The sequence below is a fragment of the Lederbergia citrisecunda genome, from assembly GCF_018343695.1.
Lineage (GTDB): Bacteria > Bacillota > Bacilli > Bacillales > Bacillaceae_C > Lederbergia > Lederbergia citrisecunda.
Window position 1 is genome coordinate 2242483 of the sequence record NZ_JAGYPJ010000001.1, and the last position, 26208, is coordinate 2268690.

Genomic DNA, 26208 nt, shown 5'->3' on the forward strand with positions numbered 1-26208 from the left:
TACTTTGGGTAACTTAAATGTAAGCTCCAAAATACTGAAAGCGAAAGGATTTTGATTTATGCTTTGGACTATTATCGGAATATTAGTAGTACTATGGTTATTAGGATTTATTGCAAAAATTGGGGGCGCACTCATTCATATATTACTTATCGTCGCTCTCGTACTTTTCGTCTTCAACCTCATAGCAGGTAAAAGAGCGAAATAATTAAGCCGTTCCTATATTGGAGCGGCTTTTAAAATTTATGGTTGTTTTGCATAATTATGTAAATTATTTTATAATTACTTTCCTGTTCGCCTCAAAATTCACAACAGCCAAAAGCTACTTTAAACAGTAACAAACTTTGTATAATAGTACATACGAATTGCTATATTTTACCTAATAAGCATAATTCTTTCATACAAAAATAATAAATAAGTATACGTATAACTATATTAAATTTAAAAAAAGTTATTGTATTCGTAAATAATCTGTAATAATATACATATGAGAAACAACATTTTACTGAAAACTTTAATATATTGGAATAATAGTTTTTTTATTGAAAACGATTTATTTTATTGAGCAATTTTTATATCTATTATACAATCTATTAATATCGTGATTTATAGTTAAATAGTCTTAGTACAAGGAAGGTGACTTTATTTGACTACATTATTGGAAGTCAAAAATTTAAAGACACATTTTTTCAATAGAAAAAAAGTAATCCCAGCTGTTGACGGCGTTGATATAAAAATCAACAAAGGTGAAACTGTCGCCCTAGTTGGTGAATCGGGATCAGGAAAAAGTATTACCTCTCTTTCCATTATGAAATTAATCCCAAGTCCTCCTGGAAAAATTGTAGACGGGGAAATCTTATTTAATGGAACAGATCTAGCAAAATTGTCAGAAAACGAAATGTGTAAAGTTCGAGGTAATGATATCTCTATGATTTTCCAAGAGCCGATGACATCGTTAAACCCTGTTTTAACGATTGGTGAGCAAATTACAGAGGTCCTCATTTACCATAAAAAGATGTCTAAAAAAGAAGCTACACATAAAGCAATCGACTTATTAAAAATGGTAGGATTTTCTCGTGCTGAAGAAATTATTCATGACTATCCGCATCGTCTATCCGGTGGTATGAGACAACGTGTCATGATTGCTATCGCAATGAGCTGTGATCCAAAATTACTTATTGCAGATGAGCCTACTACTGCACTAGACGTAACCATTCAAGCACAAATTTTAGATTTGATGAAAGAGTTAAGTAAAAAGACAAATACATCTATTTTAATTATTACCCATGATTTAGGTGTGGTTTCTGACATCGCTGATAAAGTGCTTGTTATGTATTGTGGTCAAGTAGTGGAAGAAGCATCTGTAGAAGATCTTTTTGACGAACCGCTACACCCTTATGCAGTTGGTTTAATGGAGTCCATTCCATCACTTGATGGAGACACAGAACGTTTACTCCCGATTAAAGGAAATGTACCTTCACCAGACAATTTCCCAAAAGGTTGCCGTTTTGCACCTCGTTGTCCACATGCTTTCGATCGTTGCCTCCAAGAAGTACCAAGCTTAATGTCCATTGATGGAAAACGATCAGTTCGCTGCTTTTTATACGACAAAGAGGAGGCTACAGTATGACAACTATCGCAGAGAATCAAACAAGCCTCTCCAACGACAAAAAGTCAGAATATTTGTTAGAGGTAAATAATTTAAAAAAACACTTTCCTATTAAAGCAGGAGTTCTCCAACGTACCGTTGGACATGTTAAAGCAGTAGATGGGGTTTCTCTCTATGTAAAAAAAGGAGAAACTCTCGGACTTGTTGGTGAATCGGGTTGTGGTAAATCAACTGCAGGTCGAACACTTATCCGGTTGTACGAACCGACAGATGGGAATATCATTTTTAAGAACCAAGATATTTCTAAAATGTCTGAAAAAGAATTACGTCGATCCGTACGTAAAAACATTCAAATGATTTTCCAAGATCCTTATGCTTCAATGAATCCAAGGAAAACATTGAAATCTATTTTAAGTGAACCATTGATCACTCATAAAATGTATGATCGTAAAGAACGTGATGAGAAGATAGCGGAATTACTCGATCGTGTTGGTTTTAATCCATCATTTATCAACCGCTATCCGCATGAATTTTCAGGTGGTCAACGTCAAAGAATCGGAATCGCTCGTGCTTTGACTTTAAATCCTGATTTAATCATTGCTGACGAGGCTGTTTCAGCCCTTGACGTATCCATTCAAGCACAAATTATTAACTTGATGAAAGATTTACAAGACGATTTTGGTCTTACTTATATATTCATTTCCCACGATTTGAGTGTCGTCCGTCATATTAGTGATCGTGTCGGCGTTATGTATCTTGGAAAAATGATGGAATTGGCTCCTAAATCTGATTTGTATGAAGAACCTTTGCATCCTTATACGCAAGCACTTCTTTCTGCTGTGCCTGTACCTAGAAAAAAAGGTGTTCCAGCACGCGAAAGAATTGTTTTAAAAGGAGAGCTACCTAGTCCAGCAAATCCGCCTACAGGATGTGTATTCCATACACGATGCCCAATGGCTATGGACATTTGTAGAAAAGTAGCCCCTAATTTTCAAGAGATAAAACCAGAACATTTTGTTGCTTGTCATTTATATCAAGATAAGTAACTAAATGAACACTTGAAAGGGGGAGATGCATTTTTATCTTTAGGTCGTTGTGAAATACTGTAAATTAAGTAAATTATTATGGGGGGAAAACAATGAAAAAACCTGCATGGCTTTTAGTAAGCATGATGCTTGTACTTTCCTTGTTTTTGGCTGCTTGTGGTGGCAATAATGCTGCTCCAGAAGACAATAACAAAGGAAATGACGCGGGTGGCGGTAAATCTGAAGAACCTGCAAAAGAAGAGGAAAAGCCAGTTGATGGCGGAGATTTAATTATTGGGTCAAATGGTAAACCAACTTTATTTAACCCATTATATTCAAACGACAGCGTAAGCTCTGACGTTGAAGCTCTTATTTATGACAGCCTAATTGGCTCAGACTTAGAATTCAATCCTACTACAGATGATGCAATGGCTGAAAGTGTAGAAGAATCAGAAGACGGTCTTACTTATACAGTTAAACTTCGCGACGGAATTAAATTCCATGACGGCGAGCCTTTAACTGCTGATGACGTTGTATTCACATACGATATTCCATTAAGCAAAGATTATGATGGTCCTCGTAAGTCTTATTTTGAAGCTTTAGATAGCGTTGAAAAAGTAGATGATTTAACTGTTAAATTCCACCTTAAGAAAGTGGATGTTCAGTTCCCTTCTGTTGGATTAAGCTTCGGAATTCTTCCTAAGCATATCCTCGGTGATGTTCCAATTGATAAACTTGGCGAAAACGAATTTAATACAAAGAAACCTATTGGATCTGGTCCTTTTAAATTCGTTGAAAACAAACCAGGTGAATATGTAAAAGTGGAAGCATTTGATGGCTACTATCAAGGTCGCCCACACTTAGATACTATTACAATGAAAATTGTTCCAGATGCAAACGCAATGTTAACTCAACTTCAAAACAGAGACATTGATTTCTGGGCTGGAGTTCCTCAATCTGATGTTGAAACAGTTGAAAGTTTTGCAGATTCTATTGGAATCAAACTTGAACATGGTCTTGCTCTTTCTTACTCTTTCTTAGGTTATAACTTACGTAATGACCTATTTAAAGATAAAGAAGTTCGTCAAGCCATTACTCATGCAATCGATCGTCAACAAATCGTTGATGAAATTATGGACGGAAAAGGTGAAGTTGCCGACGTTCCAGAAAGTCCATTAAGCTGGGCTTACAATCCTGATGTACCTAAATTTGGTTACGATCCTGAAAAAGCGAAGCAAATGCTTGCTGATGCAGGTTGGAAACCAGGTGCTGACGGCATCCTTGAAAAAGATGGAAAACGTTTCTCATTTGAAGTAAAAACAAACCAAGGTAACAAAGTACGTGAAGATATTACGGTTCTTCTTCAAGCTCAATTGAAAGAAGTTGGTATTGAAGTTAAACCTAAAATCGTTGAATTCAGTTCTTTAATTGCTGATCTTGATCCAGGTGTTTGGAACTTTGAAGCAATCGTTCTAGGTTGGAGCCTTGCAACAGATCCAGATCCAAGTGGTATTTTCGCTACTAAAGAAATCGAAGAAGGATTAAACTTCGGTGCTTACTCTAATCCAGAATTAGATAAATTAATGGATGAGCAATTACAACAAAGAGATAAAGAAAAACGTAAACAACAAATTGGAGAAATCCAAGCAGGTATTGCAGAAGATCAACCATATAGCTTCCTTTACTATCCAGAGGAATATCGTGCAATGCCAGCTGAGCTTCAAGGATATGAATTCCATGCTAAAAACTATATTTATCATCCAAACAAATGGTGGTTAAAGAAATAAGAAGTTCTGAAAAAAAGGGGAAATGGTTTGTCTTCTTCCCCTTTTTCTTTTGATTATTAACTCGAAAACTAATATACTGCTCCATAGCCGTATATATAAGATAGATGATTCAATCGGAAGGAGAATAGGCAATGATTTCCTATATTATTCGTCGAACGCTGATGGCCATACCATTATTGCTCGGTATCTCGATCTTATCATTTGCCATTATTCAATTAGCACCAGGAGACCCCACAACATTAATGATGGATCCAAGTTTAAAACCTGCGGATCAAGCAAAATTTAGAGAAAAATACGGCTTAGACGATCCTGTTCCTAAACAATATGTCGTATGGCTTGGTAAAATGGTTCAAGGCGATTTTGGAACTTCCATCATTGAACGAGGTGTTCCTGTCAGTGAAATGATTATGGCTCGTTTACCAAATACTTTATTACTCATGGGTGTATCCACTATACTTGCAATCCTCATCGCCGTACCTCTGGGCATATTTTCTGCCATGAGGCCATATACGATACGAGATTACACCGTAACTGTCACTTCTTTTCTCGGTGTAGCAACTCCGGGATTTTGGCTTGGTCTTATGATGATTATCCTTTTTGGATTGAAATTAAAATGGTTCCCAACTGGTGGCGTAGCGACACTTAATGCTCCATTTAGTATTTGGGATAGAATTCACCATTTAATCATGCCAGCATTTGTATTGGCTGCTGCTGATATGGCTGCTTTAACACGTTATACTCGATCAAGTATGCTTGACGTCCTTCAACAGGATTATATTCGGACTGCTAAATCAAAAGGTTTTAAAGAAAATAAAGTAGTATTAAAACACGGACTTAGAAATGGATTAATTCCGATTATTACAATTTTTGGCCTTATGATTCCATCTTTCATAAGTGGAGCAGCTATAACAGAAAACGTGTTTAGTTGGCCAGGCCTAGGTCGTTTGTTTATTGAATCGGCATTTACACGTGATTATCCAGTCATTATGGCGCTTACTGTCATTTCTGCAGTATTTGTCGTTATCGGAAATTTAGTAGCGGATATTCTATATGCAATTTTTGATCCGCGAATTGAGTATTAAGGGGGATTTAATATGACAACAAATTCTACAATAGATCAACTCGAATTAAATCCCAATCAACAAAAACCGGACACATTAACAAGAATTTTTTTCCGTAAATTTTTTAAAAATAAATTAGCGGTAATTGGTGCGATTATTTTAGTAATCATTATTCTTGCAGCCATTCTTGCACAATGGATTGCACCTCACGACTCTGAACTTGTGAACATGAAAGATAAATTGAAACCTCCAAGCTCTGAATATTGGCTTGGTACTGACCGCTTCGGGCGTGATATTTTCTCTCGTCTTCTATTTGGAGGGAGAATTTCCTTACTCGTTGCTTTTGGTTCAGTTGCTGGAGCGCTTATCATTGGTACGACCGTTGGTGCACTTGCCGGCTATTATGGCGGTATTATTGATGCCGTACTTATGAGATTCGTAGATATCGTTATCTCAATCCCAAGTTTATTTTTACTAATTACGATCGTAACGATTTTTGAACCAGGTTGGGATAAGTTGATCATCATTTTCGCTCTAACCTCATGGACAAGCACTGCGAGATTAGTTCGTGGAGAATTCTTATCGTTAAGGTCGAGAGAATTTGTACTCGCCTCAAGGACGATTGGAACGAGAGCATCCAAAATTATCTTTAGTCATATACTACCGAATGCTATGGGCCCTATCATCGTAGCAGCTACTCTATTAGTTGGTGGAGTTATTCTTTCTGAAGCAGCTTTGAGCTACCTTGGATTAGGAGTTCAACCTCCAACACCAAGCTGGGGCAATATGCTTCAAGACGCACAAAACTATACCGTACTATTAAAAGCTCCATGGTACCCTACATTTCCAGGCCTACTCATCTTGATTACCGTTTTATGCTTTAACTTCGTTGGTGATGGGTTACGTGATGCATTGGATCCTAAAGGTGACTGATCTTTAAAGCCAGGAATTTGTTCCTGGCTTTTTTATTATAATTGGCAGTCATAATCAACTTACCCAAGCCCATCATTTATCTCAATACGCTAGACGAAGCTTGTACATTTTTATTTTTCATATATGAAGTGAAGTATTATTATTAAACGTTTTCGTTTCCATTTTTAGAGCTAAGACCATTCCTACATACAAAGCCATCAGTATAAACGGAAGAGATAAAAATGCTTGATCAATTAGAACATAGCCAAAGATAAAGGAAACAAGAGCCATTGCGATTGTAAAAAACAAGTATGCTCGGCTTTTGTAAATCCATAAATATGGTAGAAAATGTGAAGCACCTAGAATGCCAATCACCATAGGGAGCCATTCATAATGTTTCATATAAACGACAATCCATATTGGCAAATAAAATGCTTGAATCCCCCCGATAATTCCACCAAGTACTCCTAGTGGGTTTTTTGATAGAATGTTAATCTTTTGCATAGTTCCTAATAAAATCGCCAATGGAAAAATACTACCCGTTGCTAATAAATATATTAATGCAAGATTTTGTCCATCTAGAAAAAAACCTAATATCCCCATAGACAACCAGTAAATTGCACCAGCAAGAAAAAATGGATGCCCCTTTTGAGCTTCATTAATTAAGTCCTTTTGTAGCTCTTCTAAGGTCATATCTCTATAATTCATTTTGCCCCCCATTGGTTCTTTTTACCTATTATACCAAATAAATGTCTGATTGGAAGAAATATTCCAATAATAAGATAAACCCACTGAGTATAAAAATAACTCAATGGGTTCTATATCAGGCAATTTCCTATCCAACATCTGCCTCATTAAATTGACTTCTATATAAATCTGCATAAAATCCATTTTGACGAATTAATTCATCGTGTGATCCTTTTTCGATTATATCGCCATCATTCATTACTAAAATAATGTCGGCGTCTCGAATCGTTGAAAGTCGATGAGCAATGACGAAGCTCGTGCGTCCGACCATAAGCTCATTCATTGCAAGCTGAATATTCATTTCTGTTCTCGTATCAACACTACTTGTCGCCTCATCTAAAATTAGAATTTTTGGATTCGCTAAAATCGCCCTTGCTATCGTCAATAATTGTCGCTGCCCTTGAGATATATTTGAAGCATCCTCTGTTAGAACTGTATCATATCCATCAGGCAATGTTCTTATGAAGTCATCTGCGTAGGCGTTCTTTGCTGCCTGTAAAATCTCATCGTCTGTTGCACCATCACGGCCATAAGCAATATTGTCTCGAATCGTTCCATTGAAAAGCCATGTGTCTTGCAATACCATTGCAAACATCGACCTCACCTGTTCTCGAGATAACTCACGAAGACTAATATGATCAATCGTTATATTGCCTTTATCTATCTCATAAAACTTCATTAATAAATTGATAATCGTAGTTTTTCCCGCTCCAGTTGGACCGACAATGGCGATTGTTTGCCCTGATGTTACATTTAAAGACAAATCCTTAATGACAGGCTTATCAAGCTCATATCCAAATTGAACATGATCGAATGAAATGTTTCCTCTAAGATTATCAAAATTAACCTGGTGAGGTTCTTCCACCCTCTCTTCTTCTTCATCCAACAATGCGAAAATCCTCTCCGCTGAGGCAAGAGCTGTCTGAATCATATTGGCAATTCCAGCAGCTTGAGCCATCGGTTGTGATAACTGTTGAGTATATTGAATAAAAGCTTGAACATCCCCTAAAAAGATACTTCTGTTTAATACGAGAATCCCACCGGCGATACTGACAAACACATACCCTATATTTCCGATAAATGTCATAAGAGGCATCATAATGCCACTAATAAACTGAGCTTTCCATCCAGATTCATATAATCTTTCGTTCATTTGGTCAAATTTTTCAATCGATGCTTTCTCTTGTCCAAAAGCTTTTACAACTTGATGACCCGAAAACATTTCTTCAATATGTCCATTTACATTCCCAAGTTCTTTTTGCTGGTTTACAAAATGTTTTTGTGAAAATGAAGCGATAAAGCGAATCGCGAACGCACCTAGTGGCAATGTCACAAGTGCAACCAGCGTTAGTAACGGACTGATCAGAAGCATCATAATGATAGTTCCGATAATCATAATTGCTGATGTTATTAATTGTGATAATGCTTGTTGAATGGAATTATTAATATTATCAATATCATTAATAACTCGGCTTAACACGTCCCCATGTGGATGCTGATCATAATAACGGAGAGGAAGTTTCGTCAGCTTTTCATTCACGGCTTGACGAAGTTCAGCAGTTGTCCTTTGTGAAACTCCAGCCATAATGTATTGTTGTAAATAGGCAAAAAGAGCGGATAATACGTATAATCCGATTAGTATCAACAGTAAATTGCTTAAAAACGGAAAGTCGATTCCCGTTCCTTTTGTTATACTCGCAAATATTGAAGTCGTTGCATTCCCGAGTAATTTAGGGCTAACGACATTAAATAATGTTGAAAAGATGGCTGCAATTGCGACTAATATTAATTGGTACTTTCGAGGCTTTAAATATCCTACTAGCCGCTTTAACGTCTTTTTGAATTCCTTTGGCTTTTCTCCATGCATCATATGAGGAGGTCCGCCCATACCATGTCTTCTAGGAGGAGCCATTCTTCTTTGGTTATTACTCATGCGCCCTCCTCCTCTGTCCGTTGTGATGATACTATCTCCTGATAAATTTTATTTTCTTCTAGTAATTCACGGTGTGTGCCAATCCCAGCTACTTTCCCTTCATTCACTACAATGATTTGATCTGCACTAATTACAGTACTAACACGTTGCGCAACTAGAATGATGGTCGCATCATCTGTTGTATTCTTCAGTGCAGCTCTTAATTTTGCATCAGTCTTATAATCCAAAGCGGAAAAGCTATCATCAAATAAATAGATTTCAGGCTTTCTAATTAGTGCACGGGCAATCGAAAGTCGCTGTTTTTGCCCACCAGACAAATTGGCTCCTGCTTGTTCTATATTTGCATGAATGCCATCTTCTTTTTCCATCACAAAATCTATTGCCTGGGCTGTTTCAAGAGCATCCTTAATCTCTTTCTCACTCGCATCTTCTTTTCCATACTGAAGATTATCCGTTATACTCCCACTAAATAAAGAAGCTTTTTGTGGAACATAACCAATCTTATTACGAAGGTCTTGCTGCGTCATTTCTTTAACATTAATCCCATCGATCAAGACGGCACCTTCTTCGACATCATAAAAACGAGCAATCAATTTTACGAGAGTCGATTTTCCAGATCCTGTACTACCAATAATTGCAGTTGTTTCTCCAGGCTGCGCCTTAAATGAAATATTCTCAAGTACCGGTTTTTCAGCACCTTCGTAACGAAAAGTTACATTTTGGAATTCAACAAATCCCTTCATATCCGAAATTTCTCTTGGATTTTCTGGGTCCTCTATTTCTGCCTTCATAGTTAATACTTCATTAATTCTTTTTACAGACGCCTGTGCGCGTGGAATCATAATGAACCCCATCGACAGCATGATTAAAGAGAATAATATCATCATCGCATATTGTAAAAACGCCATTAAATTCCCTACTTGCAGCAAACCATTATCAATTCGAATAGCACCAAACCAAACGATTGCAATACTCGTAAAATTCATGACAATCATCATAACAGGAAATATAAGCGCCATTAGCTTATTAACCTTAATCCCAGTATCACGAAAATCTTCATTTGCCATATTAAAGCGATTTTTCTCGAATTTCACTTTGTTAAAAGCCCGAACTACACGGATTCCGGTTAAATTTTCACGTACAATAAGATTAAGTTGATCGGTCTTTTTTTGTAAAGATACGAACAATGGAATTGCTTTTCTTGAAATAACAAAAATAAGCAATGCCAGAATTGGCAAAGCAGCCAAGAAAATAAGCGATAAGCTTGGGTCTCTCGTAACTGCGAGAATGATACCTCCAACTAACATTAATGGTGCACGTGTCATCATTCTTAAAATCATATTTAGAACATCCTGCACTTGCTTAATATCATTCGTCGTTCTTGTGATTAATGAAGCTGTCCCAATTTTTTCAAATGATTGCAATGAAAAATTTTCGACATGCACAAATAAGCTCCGCCTAACGTCTCTGCCAAACCCAAGCGCCACTTTTGAAGCGAAAAAAGACACTCCTACTGTCAGAAATACAGCTGCAATGGCACTGAGAATCATATAAACGCCAGTCTTAACTATGTATGGGATGTCACCGTTTACAATTCCAATATCAACAACATTTGCCATTAATGTAGGCAATAATAATTCCAGTAAAATCGCTGCCAGTGTTAATATGATGACGGCGATTATATGCCATATGTAAGACCTTAATGTTTTTAACATGCTCCAAAATCACATCCTTAAAAATCTGAGTTAAGTCTATCCTATTTCTAATAATTCCTTGAGTCAATATATTTATTTAGATAGAATGAGCATCAATTTTTATAAAAAAATCTCTGCATAAAAAAGGGACTCTCTGTGTAAGAGAATCCATCTGTTCCTCTATATGATTAACAAATCTGCAGCCTGTGTCTCGCTTATGTCTTTAATGATGCTCAGTTCACTTATTAATATTTTGGATGCATCATTTAGCATTTGTTTTTCACTCGTATTGAGAACCTTGTCTTTTTGGAGATACAATAGATCCCGGACGACCTCAGCACCATCGAGCATATCTCCAGTCTTTAATTTCTCCATATTTTGTTTGTATCTTTCCTTCCACGGAAGACTACAAGTTGGTTCTTCATTATGGAAATCAAAAAGAATGCTTTTCAGCGTAATTCTATCAACCACTAATCTTATTCCCATTGTTCCAGCTGATTTCAATGGTATCATAATATTCATCTTACTGATAGGAATAGAAATTACATAATACTCTCGTCGTTCACCTAGTATTTCTTTTTCTTCAATGGCCTTGATGATACCTGCTCCATGCATTGGGTAAAACACTTTATCACCAATTTGAAACAATTCATCACTCCTAAATTCTCGATATATTAAGCTTAACACTTAATGAAAATTTAAGCAAATATATTAATATAACACCTCTTAACCATTATAGTCAATACTTTCATTGCAAAAAAATGCTTTTTTTCCAATTGTAAAAGACAAAAAAGAACCTTGGTATGATACCCAAGGTTCTCGGTAATAAAGTAGTCAACCTTTAATCCCGGTTAACGCTACCCCTTCAATAATTTGCTTTTGTGCAATAATGTAAATGACCAATACAGGGATAATCGAAATCGTTGAACCAGCCATCATAAGAGCCCAATCCGTTACATAAAGTCCTTTAAAATAGTTCAATAGTAAAGGAACTGTAAAGAGCTCTGGTGTCGTTAAATAGATCAATGGCTCAAGGAAGTTATTCCACGACCCCATAAAAATGAAGATACCGACAGCAGCCAAGGCTGGTTTAATTAAAGGAAGAATAACACTCCAATAAATTCTAACCGGACTTGCACCATCCATTACAGCCGCTTCTTCCAATTCATTCGGAATCCCCATTATGAATTGCCTTAATAAAAATACAGCAAACGCGTTAAACAATGCACCTGGGACAATGAGTGGCAAATGTGTATCCAGCCAGCCAATAGAATCCATAATCATAAATGTAGGAATCATCGTAACTTGCTTCGGAATCATCATCGTAGCCAAGAAGAAGACAAATAACAAATTCGATCCCCGGAAGCGAATTTTAGCAAATGCGTACGCAGCCATGGAGCCGGTAAATAATTGGAAACCTACTACTAAAATAGTAATATAAAAGCTATTCCAATATGCCAATCCAAATGGCATTGCCTGTAACGAGGCAGGATAATTCGACCAAACAAATGGTTTTGGAATAAACTCTGGAGGGACAATAAAGATTTGTGATATATCTTTTAATGAACTGCTAATTGTCCACAAGAATGGAAAAACCATTATTAACGAACCTGCTATAATAGCTAAATGTAACAAGAGCGTTGAAAACTTAAATTTGAATTTCTTTTTTCTAACAACCACTGGACCTTTATTTAATTCAACTGTACTAGCCTTCATAATGAACCCACCTTTTAGAAACTCTAAATTGAATGAGTGTAAAGATTAAGATGATGACAAACAAAATCATTGCCACCGCGGAGCTTTCCCCCCATTTAAAATTCCTAAAGCCGGTTTCATATACATGGAATACTAGAGTGTAGCTCGATTTTGCCGGGCCCCCACCTGTCATAACGAAGGCTTGGTCGAAAACTTGAAACGAGCCTATAAGGGACATGATTGAGACGAAAAAAGTAGTTGGTGAAATAAGCGGCAATGTAATATGTCTAAATTTTTGAAACTTAGAGGCTCCATCAATTTCTGCCGCTTCATAATAACTATTGGAAACACCTTGCAGTCCTGCAAGAAAAATGACCATATTATATCCAACTGACCACCAAATACTAAGTATGGCGATTGAAATCATGACTAATCTTGTATCCGTTAGCCATTGTGGTCCTTCAATTCCAATATAGCCGAGAAATTGATTTAAAATTCCGAAGTCACCATTTAAAATCCACATCCAAATGACACCAATTGAAACCGAGCTTGTAACGACGGGCATAAAAAAGAAAACACGATATAATTCCTTACCTTTAATTCTATTTAAAGCAAGAGCAAGTAGGAGTGATAATGCTACACCAACTGGAATAGTAAGGATCGTGTAAAGTGTTGTATTCCATAAAGCTTTCCAAAACACTGGATTTTGAAACTGACCAATAAAGTTACCTAATCCTACAAATGTTTTAGCCCCAAATCCATCCCATTTCATAAAACTTAGAACAAGTGCAAACACAAGTGGAATAAGTGAAAAAACAAGAAGACCGATTAATTGCGGCGTTAAAAAGAAATATCCCCAAAAAGTATTATTCTTCCTCATAAACTCACCCTCTCAAACTATTGAAAGAAAGGGTAGAATCCCCTTTCTTTCAATTTTTCATCTTGATGTTAATTACTTGGACCTATGCTCAGCGATCTTCTCTTTTGCCTTTTTCGATACTTCTGCAATTGTTTTATCTGCATCTTGTTTTCCAAGATACATTAATTCCATGATATCGCGTAATTCTTGTTCCAAGCCTGGAATTTGAACTTGCTTATCTTCAACAACACCTATTTCACGAGCATCAATTAAATATTTTGCATGTTCTGGAATCGCATCGTCTGTGATTAATTCGTCAACACCATTTACAGATGGAACGGCATTTCCGTTACCAGTAAGTCGGGCTTTTTGTCCTTCAGCTGAAGTATAGAAAGACATAAATTTCATTGCTTCTTCCACATGCTTGGAATCTTTTGCAACTGACATATAAGCAATCGCAATCGCAGCAGGCTCCATTTTGTTCCCAGTGTTTGTTGGCCATGGAATATAATCAAATTCAAGTGTTTTGTTTTCACTGAACATTGGAGTTAACCAACGGCCAGCTGCTACAAAGCCAACTTGGTTGGACATAAACATTGCGTCTGCACCTTGTCCTTTAGGTAGTGAACCCGCATATGTGAAGTTACCTTTTTTAATGTTTCTTTCAAGGAATTTAAATGCTTCTTGAGCTTGTGGATTATCTTCTAAAATAAAGTCTCCATTATCATCGTATAATTGTCCGCCATTGGACCAAGCCCATGAGAATAAGTGTGCAGTCCAACCATCCGCAACAAAACCTTTGTTTCCAGCTGCATTGATTTTTCCAGTCATGTCTTCAAATGCTTGCCAATTCCATTCGCCAGCATCATAAAGCTCTTGAGGTGATTTATCGATACCTGCATCAGCAAGAACCTTTTTGTTATAGTACATGACTAACGGATTATTATCGACAGAAACACCGTATATTTTTCCATCTTTACGAGCAGCTCCCCATAATCCGTCTGCAAAGTCACTAGCTTTTACATAACTTGCAGAACTATCAAGGAACTCCGTTAAATCCGCAATTTTACCAGTTTCAACGAGTTTTGGCATCGTATTGTCACCGACATAGAAAATGTCATGTGATTTACCAGCAGATAGCTCTGTTAATAGTTTTTCCTCATAGTTATCGCCCGGTACAGGGACTAATTTGATCTTTACGTCTGGATTAAGCTTCTCATACGCATCAAGACCTTTTTGATACACTTTTATTTCAGCAGGGTTCCCCCATGCAGCCATTGATAACTCTACCTTTTTCCCGGAACCGCCAGATTTACTTCCACCACAGCCGGAAACTACTAACAACAAAATAAGAAACATCGGTATAACTTTAAACAACGTCCATTTCTTTTTCATTCAGAAATCCCCCTAGTTTATTTTTGATTTAGCTTGATTCCCTTGCAATTAGTTCTAATGGAAGTTCGTAAATTTTTGCTGTAGTTTTCTCTTCATTTGAAAGTAAGTTGATCATAACTTCCATCGTTTTTGCTCCAATTTCTTTAATAGGTTGACGAATTGTTGTAAGAGCCGGTTCTATCACTTCTGATATTGGCTGATCATCAAAACCAACGACGGCAATATCTTCTGGAACTCTTAATCCCAATTTCTTTGCCTCGGAAATGATTCCGGCGGCTACTTCGTCGCTCCCAGTAAATAGAGCATTAGGTTTATCTGCCATTTTGGCAATTTCATTCATAATTCTTCTGCCGTCTTCAATAGAGAAGGCGCTTTCAAACAGCCAGTTATTATTCACAGACAATCCTGATTCTGTCATGGCTTGTTCAAAACCAAAAAAACGATCGTGTGCAAGTCCACTTAGGATTCCACCCCAACAATAACCGATTTTCGTGTACCCTTGATTAAGCAAATATGAGGTTCCCATATACCCTCCTTGAAGTTGGTTTAAACGGACGGAAGGTACATTTGCTTTTGCGCTATATTCATTGCAGAGAACAATGGGGCCACTCCAAATAACTGCTTCAATTACTTCCCAGCCGTTTTCAATTGATGTCATTATAACGCCATCAACCTGCTTTGTTTTCAAATACCGTAAGAATTCTAATTCTCTTTTCTTATCATATTTAGTATTACAGATTAATATTTGCAAGCCATTTTCAGCAGCTTTTTCTTCTATACTTTCAACTAAATATGCAAAGAAAGGATTTGTCAGTTTTGGGACCAAGACGGCTATGATATTAGTTTTCTGCTTCCTCAAATTTTGTGCTGCAGAATTAGGTATGTACCCTAAATCCCGCATGGCTTTCAAAACCAATTCTTTTTTAGCATCTGAAACATACGGATGATTGTTAATTACTCTAGATACAGTCGCTCTTGATAGTCCAGCTAGTCTAGCAACGTCGGAAATTGTCGGCATATTCCTCCTCCCTGCGAAATAAAATCTGAAACCCAAAACCTGAAATCGATTTCAGATAGCGGTTACAAGTTTCATAATAATCTAGACTTTCAAATTAATCAACAGTTAAATACAATTTTTTCTAATAAAAAAATTCTGTTTTTTCTCTTTTCTACGCATTGCCTTTATAAAATAAACATGTTATTTTTGAATAACATAGATATTAAATAAAAGGGTGTGGACTATGAATATTTTCAGTATTGATGGCGGTTTATATCGATTTTTGGAGAAGTTTACGAACTTTTTCTTGTTAAATTTACTTTGGTTCATAATGTGTTTACCGATCATTACGATATTCCCTGCCACAGCCGCAATGTATGGAGTCGTAAGACAATGGGTTCAGAAAAAAGATACAGGAGTTTTCAAACCGTTCTTTTCCTTTTTTAAAGAAAACTTCTTACAAAGCTTTCTGTTGGGAATTGTCTGGTTTCTGTTTGCACTCATGTTTTATTTTAACTTTATGATTACTTTGCAAATGTCAGGAACAGTTAAGGTGGTTATGGTTTCCGCGTTGTCATTTATTTGCTTATTTTTCTTAATGACTTCCGTTTATCTACTTCCTGTGATGGTTCATTATAATACACGCTTTGTAATCCTAATAAAAAATTCTTTCTTTTTTTCTATTAGTCAGCTCTGGGTTACAGTGCTTTGTGGGATTATTTTTCTATTAACGGCCGTTATTAGCTACTTTATCCCTATGACGACTATTATTATTTGGAGCATTGGTTTTTATTTAATCTATGCACTATGCCATAGATCATTTAATAGAATCGAATCTCTGATCCAATTAAACCAAGAAACTCAAGAAGCTAGTTAACAAGTAGGCTACCCATTTAGGGTAGCCTATTTGCTTGTTATTTAAATTTTGGCAACCAGTCGCCATGCGCTTCAATAAGATCATCACAAAGGGAAACAATATCATCCAATGATAATTCTGCCGCAGTATGTGGATCGAGCATTGCCGCATGATAAATATGTTCTTTTTTCTGTGTAATGGCAGCTTCAATCGTAAGAAGTTGTGTATTGATGTTAGTACGGTTTAACGCTGCAAGTTGTTCAGGTAGATCACCGACAAAAGTTGGAGTAACTCCACTACTATCAACAAGACACGGTACTTCAACAACTGCTTTTTCTGGGAGATTTGTGATTAAACCAGTGTTTAATACATTTCCACCAATTTTAAATGGTATGTTCGTTTCCATTGCATCGATGATGTATGATCCATATTCATGTGAACGAGTATGCTCCAAGTTTTTATTATTCACTAAATCATTGCGCATCTTTTTCCAGCCTTCAATCTGGTTCACACAGCGACGCGGATATTCATCAAGAGGAATATTTAGCTGGTCAATTAATTCAGGATATCGACTCTTAATGAAATATGGATGGTACTCGGCATTATGCTCAGAGGATTCCGTTACATAGTAACCAAACTTCCTCATTAATTCAAAGCGAACCATATCATCGTGCTTTGTTTTTTGTTTTTCTTCAGCACGTCTCTTAATTTCTGGGTATAAGTCCTCGCCATTACGCTCAATTTCTAATAACCACGCCATATGGTTGATACCCGCAATTTTCCAATGCAAGTTATCTGTTGGCATATCAAGTGATTTAAGTAAGTGGTCAGCACATACTTGAACACTGTGGCAAAGTCCAACTGTTTTAATGCCGCCATAGCGGATCATTGTTCCAGTAAGAACAGCCATAGGGTTTGTATAGTTTAGGAACCATGCATCTGGACAAACTTCTTGCATATCTTTTGCAAAGTCCAACATAACTGGTATCGTTCTTAAATTTCTAAAGATCCCACCAATTCCAAGTGTATCTGCAATCGTTTGGCGTAAACCATATTTTTTAGGAATTTCAAAGTCAGTAATCGTACAAGGATCATATCCTCCTACTTGAATAGCATTGATTACATACTTAGCACCACGTAAAGCTTCTTTACGATCAGTGTAAGCCTTTACAGTAACGCTCGATTTTGTCGTCTCTTTTAAGTTATTCAACATATTTTCTGAGTCTTTTAATCTCTCATGATCAATGTCGAATAACGCAAATTCAAAACCTTGGATACTTGGAACAGACATACAGTCACCAAGAACATTCTTAGCAAAAACTGAGCTCCCAGCGCCTAGAAAAGTAATTTTTGACATTTCAAAGCCTCCATTTATAAAATATGTAACATATTGCTATATATTTTTTTTGTAGCAATATGTTAAAATGCTTGATATATCCATCATAAAAGTAATATTACTCACTTACAATGGTAAAAACATATGAAAGAAGGGTAAAATATTGCTCATAAATCATCAGAATATGAACTATGAATCTTTCGGTTTCCGATTTAAAGGGGATCACCAGAAAAAGATTGTGGGCATTCACTCAATCGGATGGGAAGAAGTGACATCACCATCTTATGACTGGGATGGATTGAAAAGAAGCGAAATTGGAAAATGTGTTTTTCAATATACTCTTTCCGGTCAAGGGATGATTCAAGTAGGAGAAAAAGAATATTCTTTAACAGCTGGACAAGCGTTTTTAGTACAAATTCCAAGTAATCATCGCTATTTCTTTCCTTCTAATGGAGATCGTTGGGAATTTATCCACATTACCCTGTATGGCAATGAAGCACAAAAAACGATCGACTATATCAACAAGAATATTGGATATATCATCACATTTTCTCCAGAATCAGAACCTATCAAATTACTACTAAATATTTTTGAAGCTGCAGTCGACAAAAAAATAACAGACGCTTATCAGGCGTCTGCATTTGGCTATTCTTTTTTAATGGAGCTAAATCGCTTTATTCAAAATATCGGATCCCCAGCCGAACAATGGCCAGAATCAATTTCAAAAGCTGTATTATTCGCACAAAAACATTACAATAAACCAATCGGCCTTGACGATATGGTAGAAGCATCTGGCCTTTCCAAATACCATTTTACAAGGCTTTTTCATGGAACTATCAGCATGACACCCCTAAAATATTTAACAAAAATTCGAATGGACAAGGCCATTGAGCTACTTCGACAATCTAACTTACCGATTGAAGAGATAGCGGATCAAGTCGGATACTCTAATGGCAATTATTTCAGTAAGGTTTTTCATAAAAAATTGGGTATGAGCCCTGGGCAGTTTCGTCAAAGTAAGTACACAGTGCCAGTTAATCATATCGTCATAGATTGAGATAGTAAGATTGAAAATGACGAAAATCATTCAATTTTTTTGGCAAACTTCTCGAAAATGATTCTTAAAGTATCGGAATCTGTAAAAAATCTGCAATATTTTAGACAAACCTTTGCTGTTTTAGTAAATTTGTCCATCATAGCTACTTTGATGGACAAATTCTGTGCTGTTTTTGAAAATCAGTCCATCATAACCACTTTGATGGACAAATCCTGTGATATTTCCGTAAATCTGTCCATTATAGACACTCAGATGGACAAATCCTGTGATGTTTCCGAAAATCTGTCCATCATAACCACTTTGATCGACAAATCCTGTGATGTTTCCGAAAATCTGTCCATCATAGACACTGTGATGGACAAACCTTCTGCGGTATTCGAAAATCTGTCCATCATAACCACTTTGATGGACAAACCTTCTGCGGTATTCAAAAATCTGTCCATCATAACCACTTTGATGGACAAACCTTCTGCGGTATTCAAAAATCTGTCCATCATAACCACTTTGATGGACAAACTCCCTGCAGTTTTTGAAAATTTGTCCATCATAGACACTTTGATCGACAAATCCTGTGATATTTCCGTAAATCTGTCCATTATAGTCACTCAGATGGACAATCCCCGTGCTGTTTAATAAAATATGTCCAATATATTGTACGAACCCTGAGCACATCTCAAAAATTGGTCCAATATACTCCGGCAGTGCAAAAAAATATGAAAGATTCCTAGAAATACACCTTTTTACCCGTACGTGCACTTTCAATCGCTTTATACACCATGGAGACACTATGAATATTATCCGTGCAATCTGTTTCTGCTGTTCGACCTTCTATCAAAGAAGCAAACATTTCGTCCAAGCAGCCGAAGTGACCGTCTTGACCACTGTAAGAAAGAGTTGCCTCCACTTTTTGAGAGTTGTATAAAAATTGGTGCTCCTCGGTTGGAATTGGAACTTCTGCATACGGAGAATGGGTTCCATCCCATATGGCAGTGCCTTTACTTCCAACTACACGCCAGGAAGATTCCCATGAAGTCGGTGCGCCTTCAGCACTCCAAGATCCACGGTAATTAAAGACCGCTCCATTATCCATTTCAAAAATACAAATCGCAGAAGCGTTGCCTTTATACCATGAGCCTTCTGTATTAAATTCATGACAATAAACGGAGATAGGATTGGCGCCTGAAATAAATCTTGCTTGATCAAACGTATGGATTGCCATATCAAGAACTAATGGGCTGTCCATTACATCACGAAATCCTCCAAAGTGTGGACCTAAGAAAAAGTCAGCATTGATAAAGCCTGGAACTCCAATCTCACCAGATTGTACTAAATCACGAAATGCTCTTATTTGTTTGTTAAAACGTCTATTTTGCATGACAACATAGCTTTTACCCGATTCTTTTGCTGCTTTTTGCATTTCAATTGCGTCCTGCATAGACTCGCCCATCGGCTTTTCGCCAAAAACATGGCAACCTAATGATAAGGCTGCTACGGTAATGTTTTTATGACTAGCTGGAATCGTAATATCAAAAACTACATTTGCACCTGTTTCTTTTATTGCTGTACTGACATCCGTGTATGTATTACAGTCTAATGAATATTTTTTCGCTGTATTTTTTGCAACATCCTCAAATAAATCAACGAGAGCCACAATTTCTACATCTTTTCTCGTGAGAGCGTATTCAATCCATTGATGCGACATTCCTCCACATCCAGCAACTACTATTTTAAATTCTGGCATAACTTAAATCCCTCCCTAAAAAGAAATCTCCGAATGTTGCATCGGAGACCATTTTGTTTTATTTATATTATTATAGTTTTCTATCAACTTCAATATTGTCATCATTGAATTAATTTTTTCCTTCTAATTCCTATTATAGGTTGATGTAAAAATTTCCTCATAAAAATATACGCAATAGCCGTTTCAGTCATTACACCAATCGATTGTGCTATTGCCCCAATAACCCCTCCTCCATTCGGCATGACAAATAAAAGAAGAAGTAACACCACGATTGTCACGATAACATTTCCAGCCTGCGAAAATTGCAGTACTTTCGTTTGCCCTTTTAACATCAACACTCCGTTTACAAAATCAAGCCAAGGAAAGCATAGAGCAAATATGATAAAAAATTTTAACGCTAGCAAACTTTGATCGAGAAGTTCACCGGACACACCCATTATATGGTGTAATCCCCAAACTCCTATTGGAGAATACGCAATCCCAATTAATAAGAGACTAGGAATAAAGCTGAAAATAAATGAAAAACGGATAACCATTTTCGTATCTTGATTATAGAAATTAATAACGATTTGATGAAAATAAGTAGAGAAACTGAGCAATAAATTCAAAACCGAAGCCGCTACAGCATAAGAGGCAACGGCGATTTCTGCTTTTCCACTTGCCCCTAACACCGCGTTTGTAGCAGGACCAATAATAACTGCTATCAACGATGCCATTAATAATGGAAGATAAAACTTTCTCACTTGCGTATGATTAACGACATGATGATCTTCTTTTTTTGCAGGCATTTTTTTAACAAGCTGGCGCCCTTCAATGAAGCTTACAATTGCCTCAACGACCATTCCAGCTAAAAATATATAAGCTCCAATATACCCGTGATTAACCCAATTATTTTGAATGATGACCCATGAAATCCCAGCCATCACTACTAACCGAATGACCATACCAATCGTTAACCATTTCGTATGTAAATTAGAAATTATGACCCCTTGGAAGAGACAACGAATACCTGAAAAAATGGTCACGAACATTAAAACCTTATAAACAGATAAAGTCGGACCGAGCATATGATCTTTAACACCCATGACGCGCGAAAAAAATAGCTCTCCAATCGGCGAATAGGCGATAATAAAGCTTAGGATCAATATCGCAGATAATATGAAAATAGTAAGCTGTGAGACTAATTTAAAAGAATGTCTGTCTCGAACGAGAGTAGCACAAGTTTGCCGTAAAATAACCGCACATCGTTCAAAGATGGCAAAAAGACTCATAGCGACTGAATAACTAGCAATAACAACAGCTGGATCTGCAGCGCGTGCGAGAGTACTATTAATGATGACATGTGAAATCGTAACAAGGCTTGCTGAAATACCTAACGGAATAAAAAAGTTTAGCAATGTCCGAAAAGCGACTTTTTGCCCTTTTGCGGATTGATGTATGTCCATTTGAAATTCCTTCAATCATATTTTTATTTTTCATCTATACATAAACACAAAACCTTTTCAATGTTATTCTACTACATTTTCTTTAATTTTTTTACTAGGCATCCATTTCATTGTGACGAGTGCACCCACAAAACTTAAGCAGCCAATCATGATAAATCCTGTTGAAAGGCTCGCCATTTCCCCAATCCAACCTGCAATAAACGGACCGCCAAACATTCCTAAAGAATAAATCGCTTGGAAAAAACCCATTGCAGATGCCCTGCGCTCTTCCGAAACAGATTGTATGGTCAATCCCATTAAAACCGGAAACATCAAGCCTTGTGCAAATCCATTAAACGCCTGAGTAAGAATCAATAAAATGAAGCTGTTTGTAAATGGCAATAAGATGGTACAAATACCCGCAGCAATAAAGCCGATTAAAATGGTTCGCTTTTCCCCATATTTCTTAACAAAAAAAGTTCCACTCATATATCCAGCAATCGCATTCGGCAAAGTCGATAAAAGCGTCAATATACTTAAATCCCCATTTGAAGCCCCTAAGCTAACTGCATGGAGAGGTGTAAAACCAAACATCGTTGTAAAGGTGATACATTGAACGATGACCGCCATTAGGGAAACAAATAATAATAATCGTTCGCCGCCCATTTTAACGAGTTCTTTTATCTCAACTGGCTTTCTATCAATGGCCGGCATCTCTACAATTTTTATTGCTAATATTAATCCAAGTAGTCCTACAATTGCACCAGCATAAAAAGGTGCAGTCCAACTAACATACTCAGCTAAGAATCCACCAAGCGTCGTAGCCGCCATTTGCCCGATACTCGTATAAAAGCTTATGAGACCCATAGCTTTCGGTGCTTCTTCTGGTTCAAAATAACTTGCAAACAATACGGTAAAAGCTACCCAGCTAGCGGCCGCTACACCAGCAAGTGAACGAAATCCAAAAATTGCCCAAACATTGGTCGTCATGGCAAGTCCAAGGCTGCTTAAAACTGCACAAACAATTCCAGCAATAATAAATAGTTTCCGTTTACCGATACGATCTGACCAGATTCCTAATGGGATGCGGACTAGTAGCTGAGTAAAACCATAACTCCCAACAACAAGACCAATCATAAAGATGGATCCTCCTAAATGTTCCACATAAGGAGAAAGGATTGGCACGTATGTATACATGGAAAACCAATACATCATCGTGACGAAATAAAATAATATTCTTCTTTTTGATTTCATAATGGATGCTCCTATACTACAAATTCAGAATAAAAGCGGAAGCGACTGTTTATCGACGTAAAAGCCCACAGGATGTGGCGACTTAGAGGTTTTTTCTCTCGGCCTTCGATTGATAAAGGAAACACTGCCAGGTACAAGCCGATGTTGACTTACGCAAAAGAGAAGGACAAAAGGTTTGCTAGTCGATAGGCACGGAACTAGACAGCGCAAGCAAAAATATAGACTAGAAAACTTATCCTTTCTTTAACTTTAAAAAAAGAAGAAAGCGGACTCCAAAATTGGAACGCTTCCTTACTATACTATTCTGTTACTCATCTAAAGTGTATTCTTTTAGCCCAACTGGAAGTGGCTTTGGCTGTTCACATGTGCTTGTTGGCTCATAATGGGTACCGCTTTTTGAAGCATCATGGATTCCGTGCATAACATCCAATACATGGAAAGCTAAATCGCCATTTGCCCGATGTGCTCTACCACTACGAAGGGCATATGCCATGTCTGCCACGCCGACACCTCTACTATTGTCAATATAACCATGCGTTAAAGGAATCTCTTCCCATTCTTGACTACCATGCTTCCGAAAGAATACCGGTCCTCCAAATGTATTTGGATCTGGGACAAGGATCGTTCCCTTTGAACCATACACTTCAATATTTGGAAGCTTCGATCCAGCGACATCAAAACTCGTAATAAGTGTAGCAATAGCGCCATTTTCGAAATCTAGTATTCCTGTAATATGTGTAGGAACCTCTACTTGAATTTTTTGTCCATGCTTAGGTTGACTTGTAATCGTTCTTTCAGGGAAGCTGATTCTTGTTGAACCCGTTACCCTACGAATAGGGCCTAATAAATTTATAAAAGCAGTTATGTAATATGGCCCCATATCGAACATTGGACCACCGCCCACCTGATAATAAAATTCAGGGTCCGGATGCCAGCTTTCATGTCCCGGGCTCATCATAAATCCAGTAGCTCCTACCACTTCACCAATAGCACCGTCATCAATTAGCTTCCTGCATGTTTGAATCCCTCCGCCTAAAAATGTATCAGGCGCACCACCTACAAAAAGTCCTTTTTCTTTTGCAATTTCGAGAATTCGTTGACCGTCTTCACGAGATACCGCCAATGGCTTTTCAACATACACGTGTTTTCCAGCCTCAAGTGCTGCAATACAAACGTCTGCGTGCGCTTTCGGAATCGTTAAATTAATTACAATTTCAATTTCAGAATCTGCTAATAATTCCTCAACTGTATATGCTTTGGGAATCCCATATTCTTCAGCTCTTGCTTTTGCACGCTCGTAATCCAGGTCCGCACATGCAACAATATCAAGCACATCAAATTTTTGTCCGGCCTGGCAATATATACTGCTGATATTTCCACATCCAATAATTCCCACTTTTACACTTCTCATATTTTCCTCCTTAGCCTCTCTCTATTTGATAATAGTATAAACAAAACATATTAAATTTTCATTATATTTACGAGTAAATAAATATTATTTCCTATCTATACTATTTTTAAAAATGCTCTATACTAAATTTATGAGACACATCAATAGATGACAATCGAAAAGAGGATTTTTCTATGTTCAAAAGAATTTCTGGAAATGCGCGTGCATGTTTGATTGTTGAGCCTTTATTTATCATTCCTTACAGTCTTTATATTCCTTATGCATCCGTATATATGTTAGCTCTAGGAGTTGGAAAAACACAGGTTGGATTGATTGCAAGTTTAGGGTTAATTGTCCAAATTTTCACTTCTTTTGTTAGTGGATTTTTAACAGATCGTTTAGGAAGGAAAAAAGCTCTATTAATATACGACCTTATTAGTTGGCCGCTCGCTGTTTTAATATGGGCTGTTTCACAAAATATTTGGTTTTTTGTTTTTGCCGCTATCCTCAATGGATTTTTTAAGATTCCACAAACGGCTTGGACATGTTTATTAGTAGAAGATACAAAACCGAAAGATCGATCGATTGTTTTTACTATTTTGCAAGTCATTGGAGTAGTCGGCGGATTATTCGCCCCAATCGGTGGTTTGTTAGTTAGTAAATTGACATTAGTACCTGCTGTTCGGATTATGTATGCCATCGCAGGTATCTCGATGCTAATTATGATTATTTCCCGTCATTTTATGACCCATGAGACAGATATAGGGTTGTTAAAACAAAAGGAAACAAAAAGTATTTCATTTAAGGATACTTTTATTGAATACGGAAAGATTATGAAAAAAATAGTTAAAAACAATGGACTGCTTCTTATCTTTGCCGTTTATATCTTTTTCAACTTCCAAATGGTCATGCAAAACACTTATTTATATGTATATTTAGTTGAGGCATTATCAGTATCCGAGTCGACTATTTCAATATTCCCTGCTATTTCATCAGTTTGTATGCTCTTCCTCCTCTTTTTTGTCATACCGAGATTTAAAGAGGAGCTAAATTATTATTATATGATGATTGGATTTTCGCTATCTATTGCCGCCAACGCGATTTTAGTCATAACAAAGGGAAGCAGCTTACTACCGATTATTATTAGCTTAATTTTATCTGCTGCAGGTGTTCTTATCGCCAATCCATATTTGGAATCTGCAGTCGCTAATTCAATTGAAGATGAAAATCGTGCAAATATGTACTCGATCTTGCAAGTTTTTCTCTTATTATTTATCTCACCTGCAGGCGTAATAGCGGGCTTAGCATATAATATGGATCCTCGATTTCCATTCATCATCATGGTATGTTCGTTATTCATTAATATCGGAATCTTATTATTTTTGGCAAAACCTTTTTCGCGGAAAAATAAACTATCAAAAGCTTTATAAGTTCCTGAG

23 protein-coding genes are annotated in these 26208 nt (G+C 36.9%); 9 read left to right on the forward strand and 14 right to left on the reverse strand.

Features of this window, described 5'->3' with window-relative positions:
- Positions 1–58 precede the first annotated feature (58 nt).
- The 6 genes from KHA93_RS11280 to opp4C all read left to right on the forward strand — a co-directional run bounded on the left by KHA93_RS11280 (position 59) and on the right by opp4C (position 6412).
- Positions 59–205 carry a lmo0937 family membrane protein gene (locus KHA93_RS11280; RefSeq protein WP_213110813.1) on the forward strand — a complete coding sequence of 49 codons (147 nt, stop codon included), beginning with the start codon at positions 59–61 and terminating at the stop codon, positions 203–205.
- A 438-nt stretch (positions 206–643) separates the two neighbouring features.
- Positions 644–1627 (forward strand): ABC transporter ATP-binding protein, encoded by a 984-nt coding sequence (locus KHA93_RS11285; RefSeq protein ID WP_213110814.1) that lies wholly within the window; start codon positions 644–646, stop codon positions 1625–1627.
- Positions 1624–2652 carry an ABC transporter ATP-binding protein gene (locus KHA93_RS11290; protein ID WP_213110815.1) on the forward strand — a complete coding sequence of 343 codons (1029 nt, stop codon included), beginning with the start codon at positions 1624–1626 and terminating at the stop codon, positions 2650–2652. The genes KHA93_RS11285 and KHA93_RS11290 overlap by 4 nt, the downstream gene beginning before the upstream one ends.
- Positions 2653–2744: 92 nt before the next feature.
- Positions 2745–4418 carry a peptide-binding protein gene (locus tag KHA93_RS11295; protein ID WP_213110816.1) on the forward strand — a complete coding sequence of 558 codons (1674 nt, stop codon included), beginning with the start codon at positions 2745–2747 and terminating at the stop codon, positions 4416–4418.
- A gap of 131 nt (positions 4419–4549) precedes the next feature.
- Positions 4550–5500 carry an ABC transporter permease gene (locus KHA93_RS11300; RefSeq protein ID WP_213110817.1) on the forward strand — a complete coding sequence of 317 codons (951 nt, stop codon included), beginning with the start codon at positions 4550–4552 and terminating at the stop codon, positions 5498–5500.
- 12 nt (positions 5501–5512) lie between these two features.
- Positions 5513–6412: an oligopeptide ABC transporter permease gene (opp4C, locus tag KHA93_RS11305; protein ID WP_213110818.1), complete on the forward strand. Its 900-nt coding sequence runs from the start codon at positions 5513–5515 to the stop codon at positions 6410–6412.
- A gap of 117 nt (positions 6413–6529) precedes the next feature.
- On the opposite strand, the gene KHA93_RS11310 is transcribed toward opp4C, so the two are convergent.
- The 8 genes from KHA93_RS11310 to KHA93_RS11345 form a co-directional block, all read right to left on the reverse strand.
- Entirely contained in the window at positions 6530–7099 is a 570-nt protein-coding gene (locus KHA93_RS11310; protein ID WP_213110819.1) for a DUF7010 family protein, read from the reverse strand.
- A 127-nt stretch (positions 7100–7226) separates the two neighbouring features.
- On the reverse strand, positions 7227–9050 hold the full coding sequence (locus KHA93_RS11315) for an ABC transporter ATP-binding protein (RefSeq protein WP_233711511.1): 1824 nt from the start codon (positions 9048–9050) through the stop codon (positions 7227–7229).
- A gap of 17 nt (positions 9051–9067) precedes the next feature.
- Entirely contained in the window at positions 9068–10786 is a 1719-nt protein-coding gene (locus KHA93_RS11320; protein ID WP_213110821.1) for an ABC transporter ATP-binding protein, read from the reverse strand.
- Positions 10787–10945: 159 nt separating this feature from the next.
- Positions 10946–11413 carry a CarD family transcriptional regulator gene (locus tag KHA93_RS11325; protein ID WP_213110822.1) on the reverse strand — a complete coding sequence of 156 codons (468 nt, stop codon included), beginning with the start codon at positions 11411–11413 and terminating at the stop codon, positions 10946–10948.
- A gap of 186 nt (positions 11414–11599) precedes the next feature.
- Positions 11600–12481 carry a carbohydrate ABC transporter permease gene (locus KHA93_RS11330; RefSeq protein ID WP_213110823.1) on the reverse strand — a complete coding sequence of 294 codons (882 nt, stop codon included), beginning with the start codon at positions 12479–12481 and terminating at the stop codon, positions 11600–11602.
- Positions 12471–13340 (reverse strand): carbohydrate ABC transporter permease, encoded by an 870-nt coding sequence (locus tag KHA93_RS11335; RefSeq protein WP_213110824.1) that lies wholly within the window; start codon positions 13338–13340, stop codon positions 12471–12473. The genes KHA93_RS11330 and KHA93_RS11335 overlap by 11 nt, the downstream gene beginning before the upstream one ends.
- Positions 13341–13412: 72 nt before the next feature.
- Entirely contained in the window at positions 13413–14714 is a 1302-nt protein-coding gene (locus KHA93_RS11340) for an ABC transporter substrate-binding protein (protein ID WP_233711130.1), read from the reverse strand.
- A gap of 28 nt (positions 14715–14742) precedes the next feature.
- Complete coding sequence (locus KHA93_RS11345; RefSeq protein ID WP_213110825.1) at positions 14743–15732, reverse strand: LacI family DNA-binding transcriptional regulator; 990 nt, start codon at positions 15730–15732, stop codon at positions 14743–14745.
- A 223-nt stretch (positions 15733–15955) separates the two neighbouring features.
- On the opposite strand from KHA93_RS11345, the gene KHA93_RS11350 reads away from it, so the two are divergent.
- Positions 15956–16588, forward strand: a complete 633-nt coding sequence (locus KHA93_RS11350) for a YesL family protein (protein ID WP_213110826.1) — start codon at positions 15956–15958, stop codon at positions 16586–16588.
- Positions 16589–16625: 37 nt separating this feature from the next.
- On the opposite strand, the gene KHA93_RS11355 is transcribed toward KHA93_RS11350, so the two are convergent.
- Entirely contained in the window at positions 16626–17924 is a 1299-nt protein-coding gene (locus KHA93_RS11355; protein WP_213110827.1) for an alpha-glucosidase/alpha-galactosidase, read from the reverse strand.
- Positions 17925–18087: 163 nt separating this feature from the next.
- Here KHA93_RS11355 and KHA93_RS11360 point away from each other — a divergent pair, with 163 nt between their 5' ends.
- Positions 18088–18960: an AraC family transcriptional regulator gene (locus tag KHA93_RS11360; protein ID WP_213110828.1), complete on the forward strand. Its 873-nt coding sequence runs from the start codon at positions 18088–18090 to the stop codon at positions 18958–18960.
- Positions 18961–19080: 120 nt separating this feature from the next.
- Here the strand turns inward: KHA93_RS11360 and KHA93_RS11365 are convergent, their stop codons facing one another.
- The 5 genes from KHA93_RS11365 to KHA93_RS11385 form a co-directional block, all read right to left on the reverse strand.
- The gene (locus tag KHA93_RS11365) at positions 19081–19632 is read right to left on the reverse strand and encodes a hypothetical protein (RefSeq protein ID WP_213110829.1); all 552 of its coding nucleotides are present in this window, start codon (positions 19630–19632) and stop codon (positions 19081–19083) included.
- A 52-nt stretch (positions 19633–19684) separates the two neighbouring features.
- Positions 19685–20701, reverse strand: coding sequence for a Gfo/Idh/MocA family protein (locus KHA93_RS11370; RefSeq protein WP_213110830.1), 1017 nt, complete (start codon positions 20699–20701; stop codon positions 19685–19687).
- 101 nt (positions 20702–20802) lie between these two features.
- Entirely contained in the window at positions 20803–22146 is a 1344-nt protein-coding gene (locus tag KHA93_RS11375; RefSeq protein WP_213110831.1) for a multi antimicrobial extrusion protein MatE, read from the reverse strand.
- 63 nt (positions 22147–22209) lie between these two features.
- Positions 22210–23379, reverse strand: coding sequence for an MFS transporter (locus KHA93_RS11380; RefSeq protein WP_213110832.1), 1170 nt, complete (start codon positions 23377–23379; stop codon positions 22210–22212).
- Between the two features lie 307 nt (positions 23380–23686).
- Positions 23687–24790 (reverse strand): Gfo/Idh/MocA family protein, encoded by a 1104-nt coding sequence (locus KHA93_RS11385; RefSeq protein WP_213110833.1) that lies wholly within the window; start codon positions 24788–24790, stop codon positions 23687–23689.
- 173 nt (positions 24791–24963) lie between these two features.
- Between KHA93_RS11385 and KHA93_RS11390 the strand changes: the two genes are divergently transcribed.
- The gene (locus KHA93_RS11390; protein WP_213110834.1) at positions 24964–26199 is read left to right on the forward strand and encodes an MFS transporter; all 1236 of its coding nucleotides are present in this window, start codon (positions 24964–24966) and stop codon (positions 26197–26199) included.
- Positions 26200–26208: the final 9 nt, after the last annotated feature.